Below are 25,346 nucleotides of genomic sequence, written 5' to 3'. Positions count from 1 at the left end.
GCCCCGGTGAGGGCACGTCATCCCTGTGGGGGACGGTCTTTTCCCCAACGGCCCGGTCGTCCACAGCCCCCGACGGGCCCCGCCGATCCGGGGCAGCATGAGGTCACCGGTCAGGACGGGGCAGTCGAACCATTCGGGGGGCGGTCGGTATGAACGAGACGCTGGTGACGGTCGTGGGGAACGTCGCGACGCAACCGGACTTCAGGGAGTCGGCGAACGGGGCGGCGGTGTCGCGGCTCCGGCTCGCGGCCACGGTGCGCCGTTGGGACCGGGGGCGCGAGGAATGGGCGGACGCGTACACGAGCTTCTACACCGTGTGGGCATGGCGGGCCCTGGCCGCGAACGTGGTCGCCTCGGTGACCATCGGCGAACCGCTCATCGTGCGGGGGCGGTTGAGAATCCAGGAACAGGAGCGCGAGGGGAAACGGTGGCTGTCGGCGGACATTGACGCCACGTCGATCGGGCACGACCTCGCGCGCGGCACCTCGGCGTTCCGAAGGGTCTCGCCCGCCCGGCCGTTGCCGCTCGAACCCGTGCGGATGACCGGGGTGGTGAGCCCGGTCGACGCCGGTGAACCACTCGCGGTGCGGGAGCCTGAGCGAGAGCCCGCACGGGAGCCCGCGGGGGCGGCGACCGCCCTGTGAAATGAGGGGTTTGTCCCGGCGATTTATCGATAATGCCGGGACGAATCCGCCTTCCCGGTAACGATTCCGATTCGGATCGGTTGAGCGCACGCATGGGTGGGCATCGGGCCGCGGCCGCTCCTTAGGATCCCGTTCGTATCAACGAGGGCTTCTGAGTTTTGAGTTCGCCGGCGAGCCGCACCGATCGGGGTCGATCCACGCTTGCCTGAAAGGAAATCGATGATTTCTGTAACGAGGCGCGGAGCTGCCCGCCTTACCGCAGTGGCCCTGGCCTCCACCCTGGTGGTGACGGGCGCGATAGCCGCCGCGATCCCCGCCGCGGCGGACGAGGCGCCACAGCACGCGGGCGGCGTCAGCGCCTCGCTCGGCCGGATCACGGCCGGCTCCGAAGCCGTCGTGCGCGACGCGCGCAAGACCGGGAGCGTCCAGGCCGGCCTGTTCGAGATGAAGGTCGACGGCGGCGGCACGCTGCAGACCTACTGCGTCGACATCCGCACCAACACGGTGGAGGGCGCGAGGTACAAGGAGACCGGCTGGAGCGAGTCGTCCCTGCACGGCAACAAGGACGCGGGCAGGATCCGCTGGATCCTCCAGCACTCCTACCCCCAGGTGAACGACCTCGCCGCGCTCGCCAAGGACGCCGGGTCCGGACCCCTCGACGCGAACACCGCCGCGGCGGGCACCCAGGTCGCGATCTGGCGCTACTCGGACCACATCAAGGTCGACGCCAAGAACCCCGCGGCCCAGAAGCTCGCGGACTACCTCCACAAGAGCGCCGAGGCCCTCGATGAGCCCAAGGCCTCCCTCACGCTCTCCCCGCCGGCCGTCTCCGGGAAGTCCGGGCAGAAGCTCGGCCCCGTCACCGTCCGCACCAACGCCGGCAGTGTCTCCGTGGCCCTCGCCGGTGACGCCGCGGGCAAGGGCGTGAAGATCGTGGACAAGGCCGGGAAGCCCGTCACCACCACCGGCAACGGCGGCCGGCTCTTCTTCGACGTGCCCTCCGGCGCGGCCGACGGCACCATCTCGCTCAAGGCCACGGCCGCCACCAAGGTCCCGGTCGGCCGCGCCTTCATCGGGGACCACACCAAGACCCAGACGCAGATCCTGGCCGGTTCCAGCGAGAGCACCGTCTCCGCCACCGCCACCGCGAACTGGGCGGAGAAGGGCGCCATACCGGCGCTGTCGGCCAGGAAGAGCTGCGCCAAGGGCGGCGTGGAGATCACCGCGGTCAACAAGGGCGACCAGGCGTTCACCTTCGAGCTGGAGGGCAGGAAGCACACCGTCAAGCCCGGCGGCTCCGAGACCACGCTCGTGAAGGTGGCCGAGGACCAGGCCTACAAGTTCACGATCAAGGGGACGAACGGCTTCTCCAAGACCTTCGCCGGGATCATGGACTGCGAGACCGCGCAGAAGACCCAGGTCTCCCGGATCGGCACCCACGGTGCTCCGGGCGCCGCCGCTCCCTCCCCCCGCCCGAGCCGGACCCCGGCCGGTTCCACCGGCGGCTCCCACGGCTCCACCGGAGGCGGCAGCACCGCCGGTGATCTGGCGAGCACCGGCGGTAGCACCGCCACCCCGAAGATCGCGGGCGTGGCGATCGCCCTGATCGTGGTCGGCAGCGGCGCGGTCTACCTCCTCCGCAGGAACAGGACGACGGGCCTGTGACGCGCGGCGAGGGCCCCGGCGGGAGCCGGGGCCCGGGTCCGGGGCAGAGCCGGGCGTGAGCGGCTCCGCGGTCCCGGCGGGCCCCGCCGCACCGGGACCGCGCCCGCAACCCGTTTCCGCCCAGGGCGCCCGGTGCGGCAAGATGGTGTGTATCTGCCCACTCATCGATTGCCGGACGGTTTCTCTTGGCTGAGTACATCTACACCATGCGCAAGACGCGCAAGGCGCACGGCGACAAGGTCATCCTCGATGACGTGACGCTGAGCTTCCTGCCCGGTGCGAAGATCGGTGTGGTCGGCCCCAACGGCGCCGGTAAGTCCACCGTCCTCAAGATCATGGCCGGGCTGGAGCAGCCCTCCAACGGCGACGCGTTCCTGACGCCGGGCTTCAGCGTCGGCATCCTGATGCAGGAGCCGAAGCTCGACGAGGCCAAGACGGTCCTGGAGAACGTCGAGGACGGCGTCGCCGAGATCAAGGGGAAGCTCAACCGCTTCAACGAGATCGCCGAGCTGATGGCGACCGACTACTCCGACGCGCTGCTCGATGAGATGGGCAAGCTCCAGGAGGAGCTCGACCACGCCAACGCCTGGGACCTCGACGCGCAGCTCGAGCAGGCCATGGACGCGCTGGGCTGCCCGCCCGGCGACTGGCCGGTCACCAACCTCTCCGGTGGTGAGAAGCGTCGCGTCGCGCTCTGCAAGCTGCTGCTCGAGGCCCCCGACCTGCTGCTGCTCGACGAGCCCACCAACCACCTCGACGCCGAGTCGGTGAACTGGCTGGAGCAGCACCTCTCCAAGTACGCGGGCACCGTCGTGGCGATCACCCACGACCGGTACTTCCTCGACAACGTCGCCGAGTGGATCCTCGAGCTGGACCGCGGCCGCGCGCTCGCCTACGAGGGCAACTACTCCACGTACCTCGAGAGCAAGCAGGCCCGTCTGAAGGTCGAGGGCCAGAAGGACGCCAAGCGCGCCAAGCGGCTCAAGGAAGAGCTGGAGTGGGTCCGCTCCAACGCCAAGGGCCGTCAGGCCAAGTCCAAGGCCCGTCTCGCTCGCTACGAGGAGATGGCGGCCGAGGCCGACAAGATGCGGAAGCTGGACTTCGAGGAGATCCAGATCCCGCCGGGCCCGCGTCTGGGCTCCATCGTCGTCGAGGTCAACAACCTCTCCAAGGCCTTCGGTGACAAGGTCCTCATCGACGACCTGTCCTTCACCCTGCCGCGCAACGGCATCGTCGGCGTCATCGGCCCGAACGGCGCCGGCAAGACGACGCTGTTCAAGATGATCCAGGGCCTCGAGACCCCGGACTCCGGCGAGATCAAGGTCGGCGAGACCGTCAAGATCTCCTACGTCGACCAGTCCCGCGCCAACATCGACCCCAAGAAGACGCTGTGGGCCGTCGTCTCCGACGAGCTGGACTACATCAACGTCGGCCACGTCGAGATGCCCTCGCGGGCGTACGTCTCCGCGTTCGGCTTCAAGGGCCCGGACCAGCAGAAGCCGGCCGGTGTCCTCTCCGGTGGTGAGCGCAACCGCCTCAACCTCGCGCTCACCCTCAAGCAGGGCGGCAACCTGCTCCTCCTCGACGAGCCGACCAACGACCTCGACGTCGAGACCCTGTCCTCGCTCGAGAACGCCCTGCTGGACTTCCCCGGCGCGGCAGTGGTCGTCTCCCACGACCGTTGGTTCCTGGACCGGGTCGCCACGCACATCCTGGCGTACGAGGGCAATTCGAAGTGGTTCTGGTTCGAGGGCAACTTCGAGTCCTACGAGAAGAACAAGGTCGAGCGGCTCGGAGCGGACGCGACCCGTCCGCACCGTGCCACGTACAAGAAGCTGACCCGGGGCTGACCGTGGCGCGCCACCTGTACTCCTGCCCCCTGCGCTGGTCGGACATGGACGCGTTCGGCCATGTGAACAACGCGGTCTTCGTGCGCTATCTCGAAGAGGCGCGCATCGACTTCATGTTCCGGCTGGCGCCGGGGGAGGGCAGCGAGTCCTTCCAGGGCGGGTCCGTCGTGGCCCGGCACGAGATCGACTATCTGCGGCCCCTGGTCCACCGGCATGAGCCGGTGACCATCGAGACGTGGGTGACCAAGGTGGGCGCCGCCTCCCTGACCGTCGCCTACGAGGTCAAGGACGCCGACCAGGTGTACGTACGGGCCTCCACCGTCGTCGTCCCGTTCGACTTCGACCGGGGCAGGCCTCGGCGGATCACCGCCGAGGAGAAGATGTTCCTGGAGGAGTTCCGGGACGACGCCGGTCCGGCGTCTTCTGATGCGGGCGGGCAGCGGGACACCCCCGCGAAGGAGGCCGTCGCCGTATGACGGCGCACCGGCCCCCGCACGGTCAGCGGCTGCGTTTCGCCGATGCCGGGGAGGCGGCCGACCTGGCCGCCTTCCTGGCCCGGCTGATCCACTACGACCGTGCCGCCGCCGTCCGTCTGCAGGCGGGCGGCGGGGTGCTCGGCGTCTTCGGCCGGCCGCCGTCGTTCGAGGTGCTCGCGATCCGCACCGCCCGGCTGACGGACGACGCCGCGCTGGACGTCACCGTCTCGGCCGGACAGCTGGCCGATGCCCTCGACGCGGCCGGGGCCGGCCGCGTCGCCCGGGCCGACGGCCCGGAGATCACCGTGCCCGAGTCCGTCACCGGCCCGCCGTGGGCCGGTCTGCTGCCGCCGCGCGGCGGCTGGCAGCGGGTGGCGGGCCTTCCGGACGTGGCTGCCGTGCGGGAAGCGGTCGCCGCCGCCGTCGCGGAGTTCCGCGCCCGGGACGAGGCGCTCCCCGAGCAGCACCGGACCCGTGCCGAGCGGGACCGCATCGGCCGTGAGATCTGGTCCCGCACCCTCGGCGAGACCCGGCTGCCGCTGCGCGCGGTCCACGCCGCGCAGTCGCTGGGGTTCCTGCGGCCCCCGCGGGCCGTGCCCGTGCCCCGCACCCGGCCCGGGGCCGCCGAGGCCGCGCAGGGGACGGCCGGCACGCCCCGCGCGGCTGTGGCGACGGTCCTCGCCCCCGAGCCGCTGGCCCTTTTCGCCGCAGGCGGCTGGCTGCGGCTGCGCACCCCCTACGGCTCGATAGCCGTCCGTACGGGAGGCCTCCCCGGCCTCACCGTCACCCCGGCCTGACGGCCTGACGCCAGGGGTGCTCAGCCCTCGGTGTTGACCATCGACGCGGCGGCGTAGGTCAGGTAGTTCCACAGCTGCTCGGTGTGGGTGGGGGAGAGCTCCAGCTCGTCCACCGCGTCCCGCATGTGCCGCAGCCACGCGTCGTGCGCGGCCCGGTCCACGGCGAAGGGCGCGTGCCGCATCCGCAGGCGCGGGTGGCCGCGGTTGTCGCTGTAGGTACGGGGGCCGCCCCAGTACTGCATGAGGAACAGCACCAGGCGCTCCTCGGCCGGGCCGAGGTCCTCCTCCGGGTACATCGGCCGCAGCAGCGGGTCCTCCGCGACACCCTGGTAGAAGCGGTGGACCAGGCGCCGGAAGGTCTCCTCGCCGCCGACCTGCTCGTAAAAGGTCTGCTCCTGAAGCGTGCCGCGTGGAATCTTGTTCACGCTCCCATGGTCTCAGACCGCCCGGCCGAGGACCGGCGATGTAGGACCACCGGTAAGGGCACTCCGGCCGCGTCCCGGCCGGATCCGGCCATACCCGCGAGTAGCCGCGGAGCGGGGCCACAGGAACGTTTCGCCGTCACCGTGTCCGGCCATCGCCTTCGCCGCCCGCCCCCCGCCGCGCCGGATGTCAGCCCCGGTGGACCGTGATCGTGGTCCACGCGCCGACGTGCACCCGGTCACCGTCCTGAAGCGGCACCGGGACGTAGGGCTGGATCGAGTCCTCCGAGCCGTTGATCGTCGTGCCGTTGGTGGAGTCCTGGTCGACGACCGCCCAACTGCCGTCCGGCTGCTGGACGAACATGGCGTGCTGGTGCGAGACGCCCGGGTCCTCCGGCGGCCGGGACAGATCGATGTCGGGCGACTCGCCCGTGCTGTGCCGGCGGCGGCCGATGGTGACCTGGTGGCCGCTGAGCTGCAGACGCAGCTCGGGGGAGTACGCGGGGAGGTTGAGCCCGGACGCCTCGGGGCCGCTGCGGTTCATCATCGACCGGAAGTACTCGCGGTCCGGCCCGATGACCGCGACCCAGCCCGCGGGCGGCGCGAGCGGAGGCCCCTGCGCCGGCACGGGCGGAGGCGCCCCCTCCGCGACGGCGGCCTGCGGCTGCCCCTCGTATCCGTACCGCGCGACCGACGGGGTGCTCGGCGGCGGCAGCACCCAGTCGTCCTCGTCGAACGTCTGCGGCTGCGGTGCGAGCGGCTCCGCGGGCCGGTTGATCTGGGACGGGCGTGAACCGTGGTACTCGAAGCTCTGCGGCGGCGGTGTCGGCCGCGACGGGGGCGGCGGGGCCGACTGGAAGCCCTGGACCTGCGACGGCGGGGTGGCGTACGGGTTCGTCGCCTGCGTCAGGAAGTTGTAGCGGCACTCCTCGCAGAACGGCGCCTGTGCCTCGCGGGGGGTGCGGCAGTGCGGGCACAGCTCCGCCTGCATGGTGGCGTCCCCGCCGGCGTCCGGGAAACCGTAGGTCCCGGAACCGCCCCCGGGAACCGCACCGGGAGCACCGCCGGGCACGCCCTGCGGGCCGCTCGCGCCCGTCAGGGGCGGTCCGGGCGGCGGGGGAGGGGGCGGGGGGACGGCACCCGTGGGTGCTCCGGCCCCCGACATCCGGCGGCCGCACACCTCGCACCAGTCCTCGGCCGCCGAGTGATGGCCGTTCGGGCAGGTCGGCATCTCGGTTCATTCCCCCTCGTGTGCCGTTCGGCGACGAATCTCCGCCGCGGCCGCCCCATGCGTCCGCCGCGCCCATTCTTCCCTGTTCAGATCTTCACTTCTTGACGCGAACCGTCTTGGTGGAGCGGGTTTCCAGCGTCATCTGCGCCTCCGCCGAGACCTTCGCCTTCAGCCGCACAGTACCCGCCGCCGCGTCCACGACGTCCACTACCTTCGCGAGCAGTTTCGCGGTGTCGTCATTACCCGAACGGCTGGCCAATTGCACGGCCCGTCCCAGTTTCGCCGTGGCGCCGTCGAGGTCCCCCGACTTGCGCAGCTCCAGGCCCTGTTGGATGACCCGGGCCAGTTCGGCCTGGCCGGTGTAGTGGGCGACCTGCTCGTTGATGGCGGTCGACGCGGCCAGATCGTCCGTCCACACCGCCCGGACGAGCCCCTGTGCGAGCACCTGCGGCGGCGAGCCGCCCGGCGTGGGCAGGACGAGGGAGACCCGCGCGGCGAGCATCTCCTGTCCCACCTCGGCGTGCGGCACCCGGACGCACACGTGGTAGTCCCGCGACTCGTCGCCCCAGGAGCCGGTGGGGTAGTCGCCCGAGCGCGGCCCGGCCTCGGTGCGGCGGCCGGTCAAGTCCTCCACGGTCGGTGCCACTTGTTTGACGAACCGCACCTCGGCGCCCAGGGGCGTCCACAGCCGCAGGGAGACGTCCGCGATCTCCTTGCCCATGACGGACTCCATCATTCCGGTGAAGTCCGCGGCCAGCCCGGCCGGGTCGGCGACGATGTCGGCGGTGCCCAGGAGCGCCGACGCGATGCCGGTGACCTCCTTGACCTCCCAGTCCGTCCCGACGCCCCGGGCGTCACAGGTGAACCGACCGGCGCAGGCCTCCAGCGTCGTCAGCAGTTCCTTGGGGCCCTCGTGTTCATTGCGCCCGTCGGTGAGCAGGATGCCGTGACGTATGGCCGCGTCCGAGGAGGCGAGCAGCTTGTCGGCGAGGCGCAGCCAGGTGCCGATGGCGGTGCCGCCGCTCGCATTGATCTTGCGCAGGGCCTCCTTGGCCTGGCCGCGGGTGGTGGCGTCCGCCACCGCGAGCCGGCCGCCGCCGGGGTAGATCTCCTTCGCCTGATGGGTGCCGGAGACGACGGCGAAGGCGACACCGTCGCGCAGGGTGTCGATGGCGGCCGCGGTGGCGTCCCGGGCGTTGCGCATCTTGACGGGCGGGTACTCCATCGACCCGGAGGAGTCGACCATGATGACGACGGCTGCGTCCGGGGCGGGCGCGGGGGAGGCCCCGGAGGGCGAAGGGGAGGCGAAAGTGGGGGCGGGTGTCTCTCCGGTGGTGCCGCCGCCGGTGGCGGTGACCGTGACGATCGCGTTGACCTCACGGCCGCCCTCGGGCAGGTGCGTGTTCTGGTAGACCTCGGCGGAGAACCTGGGCACGCGCGGCTTGGAGAAATTCGCCATCGGATCCGCTCCTTCGTTCCACGTGGACACATGGACGGGCGGACAGGCGCGCCGGTGCCCCGAAGTGACACCGGCGTGCGATCCCCCCGTGGACGCCGCTCGGGCCGTCAGGCCGATCCTGCCCCTTCCGACGGCGTGGGGAACGGCAGGACCGCCACTGTTACGTTGTCGTGGCCCCCTCCGTCCAGGGCGTGGCCCAGCAGATGGCGTGCGCACTCCAGTGGCCGCGAGCGGGCGTCCGGCGGGACGACCGCGGCCATCTCCTCGGCGGATTCGGCGTAGTTCCACAGTCCGTCGGTGCACACCACGACGACGCCCGGCCGGTCGGGGTGGAAGGAGGCGGTGTGCGGCTCGATCTCGTACGCGTCCGCGCCGAGCCAGCCGGTGATGGCGTGCGCGCGCTCGTCGGCGTACGCCTCCGCCTCGGACATCAGGCCCGCCGCGACCATCTGGGCGGCCCAGGAGTCGTCCTCGGTGAGCCGGGCGGGCTGGGTGGTGCGGTCGTCCGGCACCCAGTAGGCGCGGCTGTCGCCGATCCAGCCGACGGTCAGCAGCTCGCCGGTGACGACGGCGCTCACGATCGTGCAGGCCGGGGCGTTCTCCTGGCGGTGCCGGTCGTGCTCGCGCGGCCGGTGGCCGGGCCCGGCGAGGGCGCCCACGGCCTCGGCGGCCCGCAGGATCGCCTCGTGGGTGGCCTCCTTCGGGGACGTGCCCAGCGGCAGGGCCGTCATCAGCGTCTCGCGCGCGGCCAGGACGGCCGCGGCGGACGCTTCGTCGGGGCGGGTCGCGGACGACACCCCGTCGCTGACGACGGCGATGACGGCGGTGCCGCCGTCGCCCTGTGCCGTGGTGGACACGGCGTACGCGTCCTCGTTCCGGTGGTGGCGCAGGCCCCGGTCGCTGACCGCCGCGACGCCTGCCGACTCGTGCTCCATGTGATCCCGTTCGCGCGGCTGTGCATGCCCGCAGTGTTCGCAGTACCCGTCTTTGTCGATCATCCCCGCCCGGCAGGCCCCGCAGGTCCGGCCGGTGCCGGGACACGCCGGGCCCGAGCCCGGGGCGGCCGCCGGGCCGCCGTGTGCCTGGGCCGGCACCCCGGCCGGCGCGTCGGTGGCGCGCGGGTCGGGGACGGCGTCATGGCCGGGCGCCCGCCCGGGTCCGTACGGCCCGGTGCGCGGCTCGGCGGCCGGCCGGGCCGCCGGGTCCGTACGGCCCTCGGTGCCCGGCGCGGCCAGGCGGTAGTCCTCTCCCCGGCCTCCCCCGGGCTCCGGCCGCAGCCGTGCCGCGACGGGCCCCGCGCCGTTTCGCGCGGGGGGCAGCGCCGAGAGGTCCGCACCGCAGCGGCCGCAGAAATTGTCGGCCGGCTCCAGGGGCTCGTCGCAGGCGGGGCACACCGTCAGCTGTGGGGGTTGCGGCAGTTGCGACATCGATCACACCCATGTCCTGGGGCGGAAACGGTTGGCCCGCTCCACCAGTTCGATCCTTTCGTCACCGCGCTGGGCGAGCCGGGCGAGCACGCGGTACGAGCGTTCCAGCCCGAAGCGCAGCCCCCGCTCGTCCAGGTCGCTGCCGAGCAGCGTGCGCGGGCCCGGTGGCGCGCCGGGGCCGCCCGGCGCGCCACTGCTGCCGGCCAGCACCCAGTCCAGCGCGCTGCCCAGCACTTCCGTGGACAGCTGTTCGCGGCGCACCGCGTCCAGGCCGAAGTCGGCGAGCCGTTCCACCTGCCCGGCGGCGGCCGTGAGGTCGTCCAGCAGCGCGTCCTGGGCGGGGCGCTGCCGCAGCCGGGCCCGGACCGCCGCGACGCGGGCCGCCGTGTAGTGGATGGAGGCCTCCGGCACGGACTCCAGGGTCCGTACCGCGCCCGTGCGGTCCCCGGTGGCGAGCCGCACCCGGGCCAGCGCGAAGGCGGCGCTGACGAAGCTCGGGTCCGTCGTCCACACCAGGCGGTAGTACTCGGCGGCGTTGTCGAGCTGGCCGAGCACCTCCGCGCAGATCCCGAGGGCCAGCTTCGGGGCGGGCTCGCCCGGGAACGCGTCGTAGACGGCGTCGAAGGACAGCGCGGCGATCTCGTTGCGGCCGGAGGCGAGCGCCTGCAGCCCGCGGTACCAGACGACCCGCCAGTCGTCGGGGTGGGCGGCGTCGAGCTCGGCGACGGTGCGCGCCGCCTGCTCGTTCTCGCCGAGTTCCAGCTGGGCGCGGAGCCGGCGCAGGCGCACCTCCGGCGAATCGGTGGGCGCGGCCTGGAGCGCCGCGTGCACCTCGGCGGGCTGGGAGGCGAGCAGACCGGCGAGGAACCCCGCGTTGGGGTCGGCCGGGTCGACGAGGGGGACCGGCAGGGCGAGGGCGGCGGCCCGGGCGTCGAGCGCGGCCCCCGAGGGGACGGCGGCGCCGGGCGTCGGCGGTGCGGGCGGGGCCGGCGGCGCGGGCGCCCGGCGCTTTTGGCGCCCGTGGTGCACCCGGCCGCCCAGCGTGGAGGCCGCCTCGGACCGCTCCTCGAACAGCCGGGTGTCCACGACCCGCAGTTCCGGCCCGAACAGCGTGGACAGCGCGGGCCGCGGTCGTCCCGTCTGGAGCGCCACGACCTCCCGCAGCACGCCCGTCAGCTGGTCGGCCATCTCCGCGGCGGACGCGAACCGCCGCCCCGGGTCGGGGTCGGTGGCCCGGACGAGCAGCCGGTAGAAGGATTCGTAGCGGGTGAAGACCTCGATGTGCTCGGGGTCGGGGAGCCGGTCCGCGAAGACGTTGGTGTAGCCCTGGAAGTCGAAGGTGAGCACCGCGAGGGTGCGCGCGACGGTGTAGAGGTCGGAGGCGACCGACGGGCCCAGCTCGGCGATCTCCGGGGCCTGGTAGCCGACCGTGCCGTAGATCGCGCTGCTGTCGTCGTCCATCCGCCGGACCGCGCCCATGTCGATGAGTTTGAGCTGGTCCTGCTGCTGAATGGCGTTGTCGACCTTGAAGTCGCAGTAGAGCAGATTGCGGCTGTGCAGATGGCCGAGCGCCTCCAGCGCCTCGATGCCGTACGCGCAGGCCTGCTCGACCGGCAGCGGGTCGCGCCGCCCGTCGGGCTGCCGCCGCTCGTTGGCGATCTCCTTGAGCGACTTGCCGCCGACGTACTCCATCACGATGTAGCCGTCGAGGCTGCCGGTCCGCTGGTCGAGGTGCTCGACGAAGTTGTAGATGCGGACGATGTTGGAGTGCTCGATCTCCGCGAGGAAGCGCCGCTCGGAGAGGGCGACCGCGAGCGCGTCCTCGTCACCGGTGTCGAGCAGGCCCTTGAGGACCACCCAGCGGTCGGAGACCGCCCGGTCGACGGCGAGGTAGATCCAGCCGAGCCCGCCGTGCGCGAGACAGCCCGTCACCTCGTACTGCCCGTGGACCACATCGCCCGGGCGCAGCTTCGGTACGAAGGAGTACGGGTGCCCGCACTTGGTGCAGAAGCCCTCGGTGCGCCCGGGGCGGTCGCCGCGCGCACGGCCGACCTGCGCGCCGCAGTCGCTCTTGCTGCAGAACCGCTTGCGCTCGGGCACCTCCGGATCGGCCAGCACCGCCGCCCGGGGGGCCGGGCGCGGCACGCCGGGCATGGTGACCAGGCCCGCGCCCAGCTTGTTGCGCCCGGAGGCGGCGCCGGAGGAGTGCGAGCTGCGCACCGACACCGACTGCGACGCGGTCCCTTCGGAGCCCCCCGACAGCGACCGCGACAGCCGACCCGAGACGGACCGGCGGGACCCCGAGGACCGTGAGGACCGTGACGAGGAGCGTGACGACGACTGCGACGCGGACGGGGCCGAGGCACCGGAGCCGGACGCCCCGGACCGCTCGGAGGGCTCCGACGACGCCGCCGCGAAGCCGCTGCCCCCGCCGGGGGAGCCGACGCGGCTGATGCCGGCCCGCCCGCCGCTCGTGACCCCCGTGGCCGGCGAGGAGAGCGTCCCCACCGGGGTGACGACGGGCGCGAGCCCGCAGGTGTCGCAGTACCGCTCACCGCCGCCGACGTCCTCGTACGTCCCGGCGCAGCCGGGCCGCTGGCAGGCGCTGTTCATGATTCCCCCCTACGGTCGGTGGGCTCGTGCGCCGCGGCCCCGGCGGGCGGCGACAGCGACTCGGCCACCGCCCGCTGATAGCGCAGCACGGCCTCCTCGGCGGCCATGAGGTCGCAGGGCGCGCTCCACAGCCTGCGCCGCGCGTCGTCGTACCGCTCGATGAGGAAAGGGTCCTCCGCCAGCCCGTGCCGGGCGACCTTCGCCTTGTACGCGTCGAGGCGGCCGCGGAGTTCGGCCCGCACGGCCAGCGGCGCGGTCACCGCCGTCAACGATTCGCGGGCGCGCAGCAACTCCTCCTCGGAGCGCTCCTCCAGGCTCTCCAGGAGCGGGGAGAGCCGGTGCCACTGGGCACGCCGACGCTGGTCGGCGGCAGCCGACAGCTGTTCGTACAGCGCGGTCGGCGGGCCGGAGACGGCGGGCACGTCGGACCCGGCGATCTTCGAGAGGACCTCGACGCGGGCCTGCCGGGCCTCGTTCAGCGTGCGGTCCGCGCGGGAGAGCACGTCGCGCACCCGCATCAGCCGCTGCTCGGCGTCCTGCCGGACGTCGAGGACGGCCTCGATCTCGCGCCGCACTTCCTCCAGGGCGCGGGCCGCGCGGTCGTAGCGGGCGGTGTCCGGGCGGCCGCCGCCGGGCGCCGAGCTGGGGGAGGCGCCGTTCCAGAAGGCGAGCGGATCCGATATCACCTCGGCACGCAGCGAGGTCAGCTCGTGGGTGATCTGTTCCAGATCGTCACCGGAGGGGTGCTCGCCGGGCCGGACCCCCACCGAGTGGGCGAGGGAGCGGGTGCGCTGGAGCTCGGCGGCCAGCAGATCGATCCGGGCGGGCAGCGCGGACCAGACGGCGTCGGCGGTGACGACCACGTCGAGCGCCTCCGCGTACCAGCCGTTCATCCGGTCGACCAGCTCGGTCAGGCTCAGCCGCTCGCTGAGCCGCGCGGCAGTGGGGGCGAGGGAGGGGGTCAGGGCCAGGGTGCCGCCGCCGGGCAGGGTGACGCCGGAGCCGCGTAGCAGGTCGGTGAGTTCGGCCAGCTCGCCCTGGGTGGGCCAGCGGCGGCGGGCACGCAGCTCACGGGCGGTGGTCAGGACGTCGGTGTAGACGTCGAAGTGCGTCCACAGCTGGGTGATGAGCTGCTCGGCGACCGCCCACCGGCTCTTGGTGGCGCCGGTCAGCTCCGCCCCCTCCAGGAGACGGCGTCCGGCGTGGTCCTGGAGGGCCAGCAGCGAGGATTCGACGGCCTCGTGCTCGGCGCCCAGTCTCGCCAGCGCACGGTCCACCTCCTCGCGGCTCAAGGCCGGCCCGGTGGGCCCCGCGACCGCCATCGATCCCCTCTCCTGTCCGCGGCCCGCGCCGCGTACGTCCGCTGCTGCTCCCGCCTTCACGGGGGTTCCCCCGAAGGCGTCCGGCCCGTGTCCTCGCGCCGGTGGTCCCTTCCGTCCCTGTGCTCGTCGTGCCTGTCAGTCCTTGTACTTGGGCACCGGTGGGCCGGTGATGCCCGGGAGTTCGTGGGCGAGCCACTTCTCGTAGGCCCGCATCCACGCACTGGCGGTGCCGCCGCGGCGGTACTCCTCCAGAACCTCGTTGACCCGGCGTACCAGGTCGGCGTCCCGGAGATTCATCGCCACGCCGTACGGTTCGGTGGTGAACGGTTTACCGACGAGCCGCAGCGACGGGTCCTGGGCCGCCTGCCCGGCCGCCAGGGCGTTGTCGGTGATCACCGCGTCCACCCGGCCGAGTTGGAGTCGCACCAGGCAGTCGAGCTGATTGGGCACGGTCAGCACCTGGGCGCCGTGCGATTCCTCGGTCAGCTCGCTCTCCCCCGTGGATCCCTTGGCCGTACAGACCTTCTTCCCCTTCAAAGTGTCGTCGAATGCCTTGATCGGTGAGTCTTTGGGGGCCAGCACCTGCTGACCCGCTTCGAAATAGGCGGTGGAGAAGGCGACTTGCTTGATCCGGTCACAGTTGATGGTCATCGTGCGGGCGATGATGTCCACCTTGCCCTTTTCCAGGGCGGGTATGCGCTGGTTCGTGGGTATCGCGAGAAAGGTGACCTTGTCGGCGTCGCCCAGGACGGCCTTGGCGACGGCCCGTACGAGGTCGATGTCGAAGCCGCTCAGTCGGCCGTTGGCCGGGTCGCGGTAGCCCCAGCGGAAGCTGTTCTGGTCGACGCCCGCGATCAGCCACCCGCGGTTCTTGATCCGCTGCACGGCCGGGCCGTCCGTGCCGCCCGCGGGCCGGAGACTGGCCTCGGGGTCCTGGCACTTCGCGGCGGCCTCCGGGACCCGCGGGCCCGCCGCCGCCCGGTCCGCCCGGTGCCCGCCGTCGGCCCCGGCCGGGCCGGGCACCAGCAGCGCCGCCGCCGCGGCCAGCGCGCACACGGCCGCCGTCACGGCTGTCACCATCGCCCCGCGCCGGGCTCCGTATCGTGTCGTCAACGCCCCGCCTCCCCGCGTCATCGGTACTCCGACAGCCTGCGGCCGATGCCGAGCACCGCGCCCGCCGCCCCCAGCACGGCCAGCACGGCGGCACCGGCCGTCAGCCCCGCGAGCGCCCCGCGCCCGTCGTCCGCCGCGCGGCGGAACTCGCCCTGCTCATGGGCCAGCGCCCGGCGCAGCGCGTCGTCCACCCGGTCGAAGGACTCGCCCGTGCTGCCCCGCTCGCCGATCACCTTCGGCAGGGCCCGTTCGTAGTTCCCCCCGTCGTCGGCGGTGCGGGCCTCGCCGTGCCGCTGCTGCCACCGGCGGACGTCCTCGATCGCCCTGCGGACCGGGTCGCCGCCCGCGGAGTCGTCGGCGAGCGACCGGGCCCGCTCCAGCAGGGTGCCGCGCTCGGGCTCGCCCCGGTCGCCGCCGACGAGCCGGCGCATGCCCGCCCGGTAGCTCGCCTCGTACGCGTCGTCGCCGCCCGGGGTGAGCACGGCGCCGCGCGCCACCAGGGTGAGGTTCTCGTCGCCCCGCGCCTGGAGGGAGGCGATACGGGCCTCGTTGAGCACCTGGAGGGACTTGGCGCCGTGCGCGTAGGAGTCCTGCAGCTCCGCGCGGGCCACGCCGTGCCCGACGACCAGCCACAGCAGCACGACCGTGGTGGCGGCACTCGCGCCGAGCAGGCCGTGGTTGAAGACGCGGTTGGTGCGCAGATATTCGCGGCGCTGGGCCCAGCCGAGCGCCGCGAGGGCCAGCACCCCGGTGCCGAGTGCGGCCCAGGGCCAGCGCTCGGCGTCGTCGTAGTCCGAGCCGAGCCGGCCGGTCTCCGCCTCGTAGAGCCGGCGGGCGGCGGGCAGCAGCTCCTCGCGCATGCGGTCGCCCGCGTAGCGCAGATAGGCGCCACCGAGCGGGAGGCCCTGACGGTTGTTGGCGCGGGCCGACTCCACCAGACCGGTGTACTGCGGAAGTTGTTCGTTGAGCTTCGTTATCTGTTCGCGCGCGGAGGCAGAGCCCTCGGTATTGGCCGCGGCCTTGACCAGCAGCCCGGACGCGAGGGCGATGTCCTTCTCGTATCTTTGCCGGACCGCGTGCGGCTCCTGGCCGCCCGCGAGGAAGCCGCTGGCGGCGGTGGTGTCGGCGTCGGCGAGCGAGCGGTAGATGTCCGCGGCGTCGGCGCTCAGCGGCTGGCTGTTGCCGACCACGGCGTCCGAGGCCGCCACCCGGTCGTCGACCTGCCAGGCGGTGACCGCCCCGAAGACGATCAGCAGTCCGGCCAGCACCGCCCCGATGCCGCGCAGCCGGCCCGGCTCGGTGACCGCCGCGGCCCGCACTCGGTCGAGCCCCTCGCGCCATGCCGTACGCCCGGGTACCGGACCCGGGACGCCGCCGGTCGGCTGCGGGTATGACACGAGACCTCCCCCTCGGTCGCCGAGGCACCCTTCGCCCGTCGGCGGGGTACGGATGCCCGGCCAGCAGTATGGCCGCAGGAACTGACAAAAACACCGGTAACGCATCGATCTTGTTCAGATCGCGATCTTGGTCGATGGTGCCGAGCCGTCCCCCGAAGGCGCATCTCCGCCCGTTCCCTCCTTCTCTCCACGCCAGCGCCCCGCGTCCGGTTCCCGGGCCGCCACCCGCGCCCGGCCCGCAGCACCGCGCCCGCCCCTCCGGCCGGGGGCCGAAGGGGCGGGCGGTGACGCGACGGGCGGCCTGCGGGCCGTCAGCGGTCGTAGGTGTAGAAGCGGGTGTGGTCGAGCATGTCGGCCGGGGTGACGTTGTTCCAGGGGCGCATGGTGTCGCCCAGGTCCACGACATTGGCGGTGCCGGCGGCCGGGAGGTAGGTCGAGGTGGGGTGGGCGCGCTGCCACTCCGTCCACAGCTTGTCTATGAAGCAGTGGTGCAGCCAGAAGACCGGGTCGTTCGGCGAGACGCCGGAGGACATCTGGCCGCCCATCCACACGTGCACCCGGTTGTGGAGGTTCACCCCGCGCCAGCCTTCGAGGTGGTTGCGGAAGCCGTTCGAGGAGCTGTTCCAGGGGGCCATGTCATAGGTGGCCATGGCGAGGACGGAGTCGACCTCGGCCCGGGTGGGCAGCTGCGCGACACCGGCGCCCATCTCCCGCTGGAGATAGGGGCGGCTGTCGACGTTCACGGTGATGGGCCACCGGCCGCCGCTGTAGGCGAAGGGCCCGGTGGTCACCTGGGCGTCGCGGGGGCGGCCGTTGCCGCCGAGGAAGTCCGCGCCCCAGATCGAGGCGGTGGTCGTGCGGTCGGCGGTCCAGTCCCAGTAGGGGAGCGTCACCGAGGCGTCGACGGTCTGGAGCTCCTTCTCGAACTGGATGAGGAACTGCCGGTGCCAGGGGAGGAAGGAGGGCGAGCGGTGGCCCACGCGGTCCCCGTTGTCGGTGTCGCTCATGATGAACTGGTTGTGCGTCCGGACGAAGCCGTCGTAGCGCCCGCTCTTCTTGAGCTCCAGCAGGGCGTTGACGAAATTGCGCTTCTCGGTGGCGGTCAGGCTCGCCTGGTTCTTGCGCACTGCCATGGGGGTCGTGTTCCTTTCGGGGAGGGGCAGGGGGAGCGGCAGGCGACTCAGGTGGCGATCGGGACGAGCGTCGCGCCGCGCAGCTTGTCCACGGCGGCACGGGCCACGGCGCGCGGGTCGGCGTAGGTCTCGTAGTGGTTGATGACGCTGATGTAGGTGCCGTCGGCGTTCCGCATCAGGTGCAGTTCCTTGCCGTCGATCGAGACGGTGAAGCCGCCGCTGTGGTGGGCCCCGTGGCCGCCCTCGGCGGCCCTGCCCACGATGCGACGCCCCTGGTAGACCTCGTCGAACGGCACGGGCCCGCCAGGGGTGGCGTGGCCGCCGTGACCGGAGCGGTCGGTGGTGGAGGCGGCCTGGGCGAGGGTGCCGGTGCCGGCGAGCACGCCCGGAACGGCCAGGGCCGCTCCCGCGACGGCCACGGCGGTTCCTCTGAGCACAAGACGGCGATTGACGTTGGACGACATGCGTGAACCCCTGGGGACGATTGATCAGGAGCAGGGTTTGTCACGAATGCACCGCAACGCCCTTTGGGCGGCGATTGCTTGTCGTATTTCGTGACCAATCCATGCGGAGCCGGATGCTCGCATGACCACCGAGAAGGGGGTGAAACGGATAAGCGGAATGTGGACATGGGGTATATGAAGGGTCAACCAGCGGGAAGGGAGGAATTGTTGCTCCATTGCGCTGTTGACGCGGTGTCAGGAAAAAAGTCCACCCGGAATGATCTTGGTCGAACGTTTTGCGGTGCGGGGGCGTTCGGGGTGACGCCCCTCACGGCGCGAAGCTGGCGCGAAAGTCGCCACCGGCGAGGCGGTTCACGGCCGTTGGGCACGGCCTCCGCGACGCCGGTGGCGACGATGGGGTGGTGTTGTCGGGCGATCGGCTTCGACTGTTGTGACGTGTCGTACGCACACGCCTACGTGTAGTGGGCGCGCAATCGCTGGTGGGCGGCGTTCGGCACCCCCACGTGGTCGAGTGCCAGCAGCGCCGCGCCCAGCACCGGCGGCGCCGTGACGACCACCGGCCGGGCCGCCGGAGCACGCTCCGCCAGCAACTCCTCGATCTGGTCGAGCAGCAGGGAGTGCCGGGCCGCCAGGACACCGCCGCCCAGCACGACGGGCACCTCCGCCTCCAGCAGCTCCAGCCGGGCCAGGGCGACGGCGGCCATGGTGACGATCTCCCGCGCCTGCTGGGTGACGATCGCCCGGGCGACCGCGTCGCCGTCGGCGGCCACCGCGAACAGCAGCGGGGTCAGCTCCTGGCGGCGCGCGGCCGACACCCCGCCCAGATGCAGCGCCTCGATCAGCGCCGACATGTCCCGCAGCCCGAAGTGCGCGGGCACGGCGTGGGCCAGGGCGCTCGCCTCGCCCCGGCCGTCGTGGGCCCGCGCGGCCCACCACAGCGCCTCGTCCGCCAGATGGCCGCCGCCGCCCCAGTCGCCCGAGAGCCGGCCGATCGCGGGGAAGCGGGCGATGCGGCCGCCCGGGGCCAGCCCCACGCAGTTGATGCCCGCGCCGCAGACGACGGCGACGCCCGTCGGCTCGCCCTCGTCGGGCAGGCCCGCCCGTAGCAGGGCGAAGGTGTCGTTGGCGACGGTGACCGAATGCCCCCACCCGTAGGCGGCGATCTCCGCGGTGAGCCGCCGCTCCTCCACGGGCAGATCGGCGTTGGCCAGACAGGCCCGCACATGGTCCACCCGCAGCGGCCCGGTCAGCCCCGCCCGGGACGCGGCCTCCGCGACGAGCGGCACGAGTATCGCCACCGCCTGCTCGGTGCCCACGACCGGCGGCTGGAAGCCCCCGCCGCGCGCCTGGCCGAGGACCGTGCCGTCGGTGGCCACCACGGCCACATCGGTCTTGCTGTTGCCGGCGTCGATGGCCAGCACGGCGCCGGGGACGGCCGCCGGGGAGGCCGGTTCCGTCTGGTTGCTCATGCCCACGCGAGGTGCTCCCGGTTGTGTGCGAGAAGGTCGTCGGTCAGTCGGTCCGCGTATTCGATCTGGCCCACCAGCGGGTGCGCGAGCAGCGCCTCGAACACCCGCTCGCGGCCGCCCTTGACCGCCGCCTCCAGCGCCAGTCGCTCGTACGCCGTGACGTGCCCGATCAGCCCGGCGAACAGCGGTTCCACCGGCCGTACCGGCAGCGGGTGCGCGCCGCGCGCGTCCACCGAGGCGGGTACCTCGATGACCGCGTCGTCGGGGAGGAAGGGCAGCGTGCCGTCGTTGAAGGTGTTGACCACCTGGACGTCACCGGTGTCGCGCAGCAGGGACGACGTCAGCGCGACGGCGGCCTCCGAGTAGAAGGCACCGCCCCGCCGGCTCAGCAGCTCCGGTTTCTCGTCCAGCGCGGGGTCGCCGTACAGGGCCAGCAGCCGCCGTTCCATGTCGGCCACCTCGGCGGCCCGGGAGGGCCCGGTCCTCAGCTCCCGGACGACGGCGTCGTGCTGGTAGAAGTAGCGCAGGTAGTACGAGGGCACGACGCCGAGCCGGTCCAGCAGGGCGCGCGGCATGCGCAGATCGGCCGCGATCGCCTCGCCGTGCTCGGCGATCAGCTCGGGCAGTACGTCCTCCTCCCCGACCCGCACCGACCGTTCCCAGGTGAGGTGGTTCAGCCCGACGTGCTCCAGGGAGACGTCCTGGGGGGAGACACCGAGCAGCGCCGCGAACTTCCGCTGGAAGCCGATGGCCACATTGCACAGCCCGACGGCCCGGTGCCCGGCGGTCAGCAGCGCCCGGGTGACGATCCCGACGGGGTTGGTGAAGTCCACGATCCAGGCGTCCGGACTGCGCCGCCGGACCCGCTCGGCGATGTCGAGCACCACCGGCACCGTGCGCAGCGCCTTGGCGAGGCCGCCCGCGCCGGTCGTCTCCTGTCCGACGCAGCCGCACTCCAGTGGCCAGGTCTCGTCCTGCTGCCGGGCCGCCTGCCCGCCCACCCGCAGTTGGAGCAGGACGGCGTCGGCGCCGTCGACGCCCGCGTCCAGGTCGGAGGTCCAGGAGATCCGGCCGGGATGGCCCTGCTTGGCGAAGATCCGCCGGGCGAGGCCGCCGACCAGCTCCAGCCGGTCCGCGGCCGGGTCGATCAGGACGAGCTCCGTCAGCGGGAGCACGTCCCGCAGCCGGGCGAAGCCGTCGACGAGTTCGGGGGTGTAGGTCGAGCCTCCGCCGACCACGGCGAGCTTCATACGAGCCTCATGGACATCAGCCCTTTACTCCGGTGAGAGTGACGCCTTCGACGAAGGCCTTCTGAGCGAAGAAGAAAACGAGGATGACCGGGGCCATGACCAGCAGCGTCGCCGCCATGGTCAGGTTCCAGTCGACGTTGTGCGCGCTTTTGAAGGACTCCAGACCGTAGGACAGGGTCCAGGCGCCCGGGTTCTGCGCCGCGTAGATCTGCGGCCCGAAGTAGTCGTTCCAGCAGGAGAAGAACTGGAAGAGCGCGATCGCCGCGATGCCCGGCTTCGCCATGGGGACGACGACGCTCAGCAGGGTGCGCAGCTCCCCGCAGCCGTCGATCCGCGCGGACTCCAGATATTCGGTGGGGATCGTCAGCAGGAACTGCCGCAGCAGGAAGATGGAGTACGCGTCGCCGAACGCCAGCGGGATGATCAGTGGCCACAGCGACCCCGACAGATGCAGCTGCTGCGCCCACACCAGGTACATCGGTATGACGATGACCTGCGGCGGCAGCATCATCGTCGCGATGACGAGGGTCATCGCCGTGCGGCGCCCGCGGAAGCGGAACTTGGCGAGCGCGTAGGCGACCGGGATCGAGGAGCACACGGTGAAGAGCGTGCCCAGTCCCGCGTAGATCAGTGAGTTCTTCCACCAGTCGAGGAAGCCGGGGGTGCGGAAGACCTCCGCGTAGTTGGACCACTGCCACTCGTGGGGCCAGAGTTCACCGCTCATCGCCTGTTCGTCGCTCATGACCGAGGTCAGCAGGACGAAGACGAAGGGCAGGACGAAGAAGAGCGCGACGGCGACGGCGGTGATGTGCACGGCGATCCAGTGCAGGACGCGGGTGCGGGTACGGGCGGTGGTGCGGGTGGTGGTGTTCATGTCGGCTCAGTCCTCCGCCGTCTGCAGGCCGGCGCCCTTGCGCATCAGGAGCGAGGTCACGGCCATCGCGATGGCGAAGAGCACGAGCGAGAGCACGCACGCCGCCCCGGTGTTGAAGTTCTGGAAGCCGAGCGAGTAGACGAGCTGCGGTACGGTGAGGGTGCTGTGGTCGGGATAGCCGGGCTGGATGCTGGAGCCCGGTCCGACGCTGACGCCGGAGGCGAGTTTTCCGGCCACGAGCGCCTGGGTGTAGTACTGCATGGTCTGTACGACGCCCGTCACGACCGCGAACATCACGATCGGGGTGATGGACGGCCAGGTGACATAGCGGAACTTCGCAAGCGCGCCCGCGCCGTCCAGCTCGGCGGCCTCGTACTGCTCCTTGGGCACGTCCAGCAGGGCCGCCATGAAGATCACCATCAGATCGCCGATGCCCCACAGCGAGAGCAGCACCAGCGACGGCTTCGCCCACGCCGGGTCGTTGAACCAGTTGGGCGCCGGGACGCCGATCGCGGAGAGAACCTCGTTGACCGGTCCCGTGCCCGGGTTGAGAAGGAAGACGAAGGCGACGGTCGCGGCCACCGGAGGGGCCAGATAGGGGAGATAGAAGAGCGTGCGGAAGAGCCCGACGCCGGACTTGATTTTGGTGACGAGCAGCCCGATGCCGAGGCCGAAGACCACGCGCAGGGCGACCATCACGACCACGAGCCACAGGGTGTTCCACAGGGCGGGACCGAACAGCGGCATCTGGCCGAGGACGTACTTCCAGTTCCGCAGGCCCACGAAGGTGGGGGCCTCGATCTGGTTGTAGTGCATGAAGGAGAAATAGACGGTGGCGAGGAGGGGGTAGGCGAAGAAGACGCTGAATCCGACCAGCCAGGGGGAGAGGAAAGCGAGGGTGCGCAGCCGTGCGCGGCGGTGCTTGCGCCGCAGTTCGGGCGCGGGGTGCCGGGGGGTCATGGCGGACTCCGTCAATCCTGGGACTGGAGGGTGTCGTTGTCTATGCGCCGGTCGAGTGCGCGCAGACCCTTGGTGAGGTCGCGGACCTTTCCGGACTCGACGTCGTAGGCGAAGTCCGTGAACGTGACGATGTACTGCCCGCCGTTGACGGACGGTGGCATGCCGACGCTGTGGCGATTGCGGGCGATGTCGAGGAAGGTGACGAAGGCGGGGTCGCGGTCCAGTTTCGGTGAGGCGAGCGCGGCCTTGGTCGAGGGCACATTGCGCATGGCGTTGGCGAAGGCGACGACCTGGTCGGTGTCGGCCGTCAGGAATCGCACCAGCTCCCAGGCGGCGTTCTGGTGCTTGCTGCTGTGCGCGATACCGGCGACGGTGCCGGTCAGATAGCCGCGCCCGTAGGTGTCGGCCTTGTCGTCGGGCACCGGCAGGGGCGCGGTGGCCCACCGGAATTCAGGCTTGGCGTCCTCCAGCATCAGCCCGCGCCATTCGCCGTCCAGATGCATGGCGAGCTTGCCGGTCACAAAGGCGTTCTGCGAGGACATCTCGTCACCGAAGGTGGTACGGAATCTCTCCAGCGGCCCGTATCCGCCGAGTGCGGTGATCAGGTCCCGCTGGAAGGTGAGGAATTCCTTCGTGGCCGTGCCCTCGGCGAGCCGGGACTTGCCGTCGGCGTCGAAATAGGTGGGCCCCCACTGGGCGAAGAGCCGGTCCGGTTTGTTCTCGTACAGCCTGTAGTTGGGCATGAAGCCCACCCGCCGGTACGCACCGCTCCTGGTCCGCTCCGTCAGTTTGACGGCGGCCCGCTTGAATTCGGACAGGGTGCGCGGCGGCCGGCTGATGCCCGCCTGCTCGAACGCGTCCACGTTGTAGTACATGCCGTAGGCGTCCGCGAGCAGCGGCAGCGCGCACTGCCTGCCCTCATAAGAGGTGTAGTCCAGCAGGGTTTTCGGGAAGACCGCCTTCTTGTCCAGGCCGGTCTTCCTCATGAACGGGTCGAGGTCGACCCACATGCCCGATGAGCAGTACTGGCCGACGTTGTTCGTGGTGAAGGACGACACGACATCGGGGGCCTCGCCGCCACCCGCCCGCAGGGCCTGGTTCACGGTCGCGTCGGTGACGTTCCCGGTGGACTTCACCCGGATATTGGGGTGCAGCTTCTCGAACCGGGCGATCGATTCATCGATCGCCTTGACTTCCTTCTTCTCCGACCACCCGTGCCAGAACTTCAGCGTGACCGGTGCCGTCGGGTCGTCCTTGTCGCTGCCGGTGGACGGATTGGCGCAGCCCGCCAGGAGAAGGACCGCGGTGAGGAGCAAAACGGCGGGGCGCATCGGCGCCGTCCGGTGATGTGCCCGGCTGCGTATTCGGCTTCGGGGGCGCGGCATGTCGGGACTTCTTTCACTGCGGGGGAGGAAGGAGGGAGGGCGGGGCGGGGTCAGGCGGTGTCGAAGACGGTGTCGCGGGTGGCGGCGAGCGCGGTCAGGAGGGCGCCGTTCAGGATGGGGGCGCTTTCGACGGTGCTCAGCCGCAACTCCGGCCGGGGCAGGGCGAGCCCGGACATCTCCGCCTCCACCAGCTCGCGCAGCCGCTCCCCGCCGGCCCGGCACACCTCGCCCGACAGCACCACGAGCGCGGGGTCGACGACCGCGACCACGGCCGCGAGCCCGAGGGCGATACGCCGGGCCAGATCGGTGAGGACGTTGTCTCCGGTGCCCGGCACGACGGCCGCTCGGGCCAGCGCCTCGGGGGCCGTGCGGGCGCCGATGCCGTAGGTACGGGCGAGTTCGAGCACGGCGGGCGAGCCGACGAGCATCTGGAAGCCGCCGCCCCCGTCCCCTCCGGTCGTGGCCTCCGGTCCGCCGCGCGCGAGCGGCGCGCCGGGCAGCGGCATATAGCCGACCTCGCCCGCGCCCCCGGTCGCCCCCCGCAGCGGCTTCCCGCCCAGCACGATCGCCGCGCCCACGCCCTCGTCGGCCCACAGCAGCACGAAGTCGTCGAAGCCCTGGGCGGCACCGCCGTGCTGTTCGGCGACGGCGGCGAGGTTGACGTCGTTCTCGATGACGACGGGCGTGCCGATCGCCTCGGTGAGTTCGGCGCGGAGCGTGCGCGCGTGCCAGCCCGGCAGGTGCGGGGCGTAGCGCAGGGTCCCGGTGCGCGGGTCGAGTGCGCCGGGCGTGCCGATGACCGTGCGGTGCAGCGCGTCCCACCCGAGCCCGGCGACCCGCAGCGCCCCGGCCACGGCCTCGGCCACCAGGGCGGGCGTGCGGGTCCGCACCTCCTCGACGAGGGCGTCGGCCTCGATGTGGTGCTCGCCGACGACGCGGCCGGTGATGTCCGCGACGGCCGCGGTGATCCCCGTCTCGTCGGCGGCGAGCGCGGCCACGTGCGCGACGGCCGGGTTCACCTCGTACAGCCGCGCGCTGGGGCCGGGCCGGCCCGTGACGCTCCCGGACGACACGACCAGCCCGCCGGCCTCCAGCCGGCCGAGGAGCTGGGAGGCGGTGGGCTTGGACAGGCCGGTCAGCTCGCCGAGCCGGGTGCGGGTGAGGGGCCCGTGGGCGACGAGCAGATCGAGCGCGGCGCGGTCGTTCATGGCCCGCAGCACACGGGGTGTCCCGGGGGTCTGGGCCATGGCCTCGCACCCGCCCTTCGGCGTCTCGGAAAAATCTGTTAGGAAACCTTCCTACGGGGGAGGGACGGTAGGGCGCGGATCGACACGGCGTCAACAACCCCTCGGCACGCCGGGCACCGGGCGCCGGAAAAATCATGCGACGTCCCGG

At 72.1% G+C, this 25,346-nt stretch carries 21 protein-coding genes; 5 read left to right on the top strand and 16 right to left on the bottom strand.

Annotation, left to right across the window (positions count from 1 at the left end; all coding sequences use genetic code 11):
* The first annotated feature begins 149 nt into the window (after positions 1-149).
* The 5 genes from AB8O64_RS13050 to AB8O64_RS13030 all read left to right on the top strand — a co-directional run bounded on the left by AB8O64_RS13050 (position 150) and on the right by AB8O64_RS13030 (position 5,432).
* Complete coding sequence (locus AB8O64_RS13050; RefSeq protein ID WP_370419328.1) at positions 150-644, top strand: single-stranded DNA-binding protein; 495 nt, start codon at positions 150-152, stop codon at positions 642-644.
* 219 nt (positions 645-863) lie between these two features.
* Positions 864-2,309: a Cys-Gln thioester bond-forming surface protein gene (locus AB8O64_RS13045; RefSeq protein ID WP_370419327.1), complete on the top strand. Its 1,446-nt coding sequence runs from the start codon at positions 864-866 to the stop codon at positions 2,307-2,309.
* A gap of 185 nt (positions 2,310-2,494) precedes the next feature.
* Positions 2,495-4,159 (top strand): energy-dependent translational throttle protein EttA, encoded by a 1,665-nt coding sequence (ettA, locus tag AB8O64_RS13040; protein WP_356453014.1) that lies wholly within the window; start codon positions 2,495-2,497, stop codon positions 4,157-4,159.
* A 2-nt stretch (positions 4,160-4,161) separates the two neighbouring features.
* On the top strand, positions 4,162-4,635 hold the full coding sequence (locus AB8O64_RS13035; RefSeq protein WP_370419326.1) for an acyl-CoA thioesterase: 474 nt from the start codon (positions 4,162-4,164) through the stop codon (positions 4,633-4,635).
* The gene (locus tag AB8O64_RS13030) at positions 4,632-5,432 is read left to right on the top strand and encodes a hypothetical protein (protein ID WP_370419325.1); all 801 of its coding nucleotides are present in this window, start codon (positions 4,632-4,634) and stop codon (positions 5,430-5,432) included. Before AB8O64_RS13035 ends, AB8O64_RS13030 begins: the two co-directional genes overlap by 4 nt.
* Before the next feature lie 20 nt (positions 5,433-5,452).
* Here AB8O64_RS13030 and AB8O64_RS13025 read toward each other — a convergent pair whose 3' ends face one another.
* The 16 genes from AB8O64_RS13025 to AB8O64_RS12950 all read right to left on the bottom strand — a co-directional run bounded on the left by AB8O64_RS13025 (position 5,453) and on the right by AB8O64_RS12950 (position 25,198).
* Entirely contained in the window at positions 5,453-5,857 is a 405-nt protein-coding gene (locus AB8O64_RS13025) for a globin (RefSeq protein WP_370419324.1), read from the bottom strand.
* Positions 5,858-6,044: 187 nt separating this feature from the next.
* A complete protein-coding gene (locus AB8O64_RS13020; protein WP_370419323.1) occupies positions 6,045-7,085 on the bottom strand; it encodes an FHA domain-containing protein in 1,041 nt (346 codons plus the stop codon).
* 94 nt (positions 7,086-7,179) lie between these two features.
* The gene (locus tag AB8O64_RS13015) at positions 7,180-8,544 is read right to left on the bottom strand and encodes a VWA domain-containing protein (protein WP_370419322.1); all 1,365 of its coding nucleotides are present in this window, start codon (positions 8,542-8,544) and stop codon (positions 7,180-7,182) included.
* Between the two features lie 107 nt (positions 8,545-8,651).
* Complete coding sequence (locus AB8O64_RS13010; protein WP_370419321.1) at positions 8,652-9,971, bottom strand: protein phosphatase 2C domain-containing protein; 1,320 nt, start codon at positions 9,969-9,971, stop codon at positions 8,652-8,654.
* Between the two features lie 3 nt (positions 9,972-9,974).
* Positions 9,975-12,584 (bottom strand): tetratricopeptide repeat protein, encoded by a 2,610-nt coding sequence (locus AB8O64_RS13005; RefSeq protein ID WP_370419320.1) that lies wholly within the window; start codon positions 12,582-12,584, stop codon positions 9,975-9,977.
* Positions 12,581-13,906 (bottom strand): hypothetical protein, encoded by a 1,326-nt coding sequence (locus AB8O64_RS13000; RefSeq protein WP_370419319.1) that lies wholly within the window; start codon positions 13,904-13,906, stop codon positions 12,581-12,583. Before AB8O64_RS13000 ends, AB8O64_RS13005 begins: the two co-directional genes overlap by 4 nt.
* Before the next feature lie 135 nt (positions 13,907-14,041).
* Positions 14,042-15,040, bottom strand: coding sequence for a glutamate ABC transporter substrate-binding protein (locus tag AB8O64_RS12995; RefSeq protein WP_370419318.1), 999 nt, complete (start codon positions 15,038-15,040; stop codon positions 14,042-14,044).
* Positions 15,037-16,416: a hypothetical protein gene (locus tag AB8O64_RS12990; protein ID WP_370419317.1), complete on the bottom strand. Its 1,380-nt coding sequence runs from the start codon at positions 16,414-16,416 to the stop codon at positions 15,037-15,039. The genes AB8O64_RS12995 and AB8O64_RS12990 overlap by 4 nt, the downstream gene beginning before the upstream one ends.
* A 311-nt stretch (positions 16,417-16,727) precedes the next feature.
* Positions 16,728-17,549 carry a tyrosinase family protein gene (locus tag AB8O64_RS12985; RefSeq protein ID WP_370419316.1) on the bottom strand — a complete coding sequence of 274 codons (822 nt, stop codon included), beginning with the start codon at positions 17,547-17,549 and terminating at the stop codon, positions 16,728-16,730.
* 47 nt (positions 17,550-17,596) lie between these two features.
* On the bottom strand, positions 17,597-18,013 hold the full coding sequence (locus AB8O64_RS12980) for a tyrosinase cofactor (RefSeq protein WP_370419315.1): 417 nt from the start codon (positions 18,011-18,013) through the stop codon (positions 17,597-17,599).
* A gap of 452 nt (positions 18,014-18,465) precedes the next feature.
* A complete protein-coding gene (locus tag AB8O64_RS12975; protein WP_370419314.1) occupies positions 18,466-19,482 on the bottom strand; it encodes an N-acetylglucosamine kinase in 1,017 nt (338 codons plus the stop codon).
* Complete coding sequence (locus AB8O64_RS12970) at positions 19,479-20,732, bottom strand: 6-phospho-beta-glucosidase (protein ID WP_370419313.1); 1,254 nt, start codon at positions 20,730-20,732, stop codon at positions 19,479-19,481. Before AB8O64_RS12970 ends, AB8O64_RS12975 begins: the two co-directional genes overlap by 4 nt.
* 16 nt (positions 20,733-20,748) lie before the next feature.
* Complete coding sequence (locus AB8O64_RS12965; RefSeq protein WP_370419312.1) at positions 20,749-21,606, bottom strand: carbohydrate ABC transporter permease; 858 nt, start codon at positions 21,604-21,606, stop codon at positions 20,749-20,751.
* A gap of 6 nt (positions 21,607-21,612) precedes the next feature.
* Complete coding sequence (locus AB8O64_RS12960; protein ID WP_370419311.1) at positions 21,613-22,566, bottom strand: carbohydrate ABC transporter permease; 954 nt, start codon at positions 22,564-22,566, stop codon at positions 21,613-21,615.
* A gap of 11 nt (positions 22,567-22,577) precedes the next feature.
* Positions 22,578-23,897 carry an ABC transporter substrate-binding protein gene (locus tag AB8O64_RS12955; RefSeq protein ID WP_370419310.1) on the bottom strand — a complete coding sequence of 440 codons (1,320 nt, stop codon included), beginning with the start codon at positions 23,895-23,897 and terminating at the stop codon, positions 22,578-22,580.
* 104 nt (positions 23,898-24,001) lie between these two features.
* Positions 24,002-25,198 (bottom strand): ROK family transcriptional regulator, encoded by a 1,197-nt coding sequence (locus AB8O64_RS12950; RefSeq protein ID WP_370419309.1) that lies wholly within the window; start codon positions 25,196-25,198, stop codon positions 24,002-24,004.
* Positions 25,199-25,346 lie beyond the last annotated feature (148 nt).

The sequence above is a fragment of the Streptomyces sp. QH1-20 genome (assembly GCF_041283565.1).
GTDB classification, from domain to species: Bacteria; Actinomycetota; Actinomycetes; order Streptomycetales; family Streptomycetaceae; genus Streptomyces; species Streptomyces syringius.
Note: the sequence above shows the minus strand (reverse complement) of the source record. Positions and strands in the feature narration are given on the sequence as shown.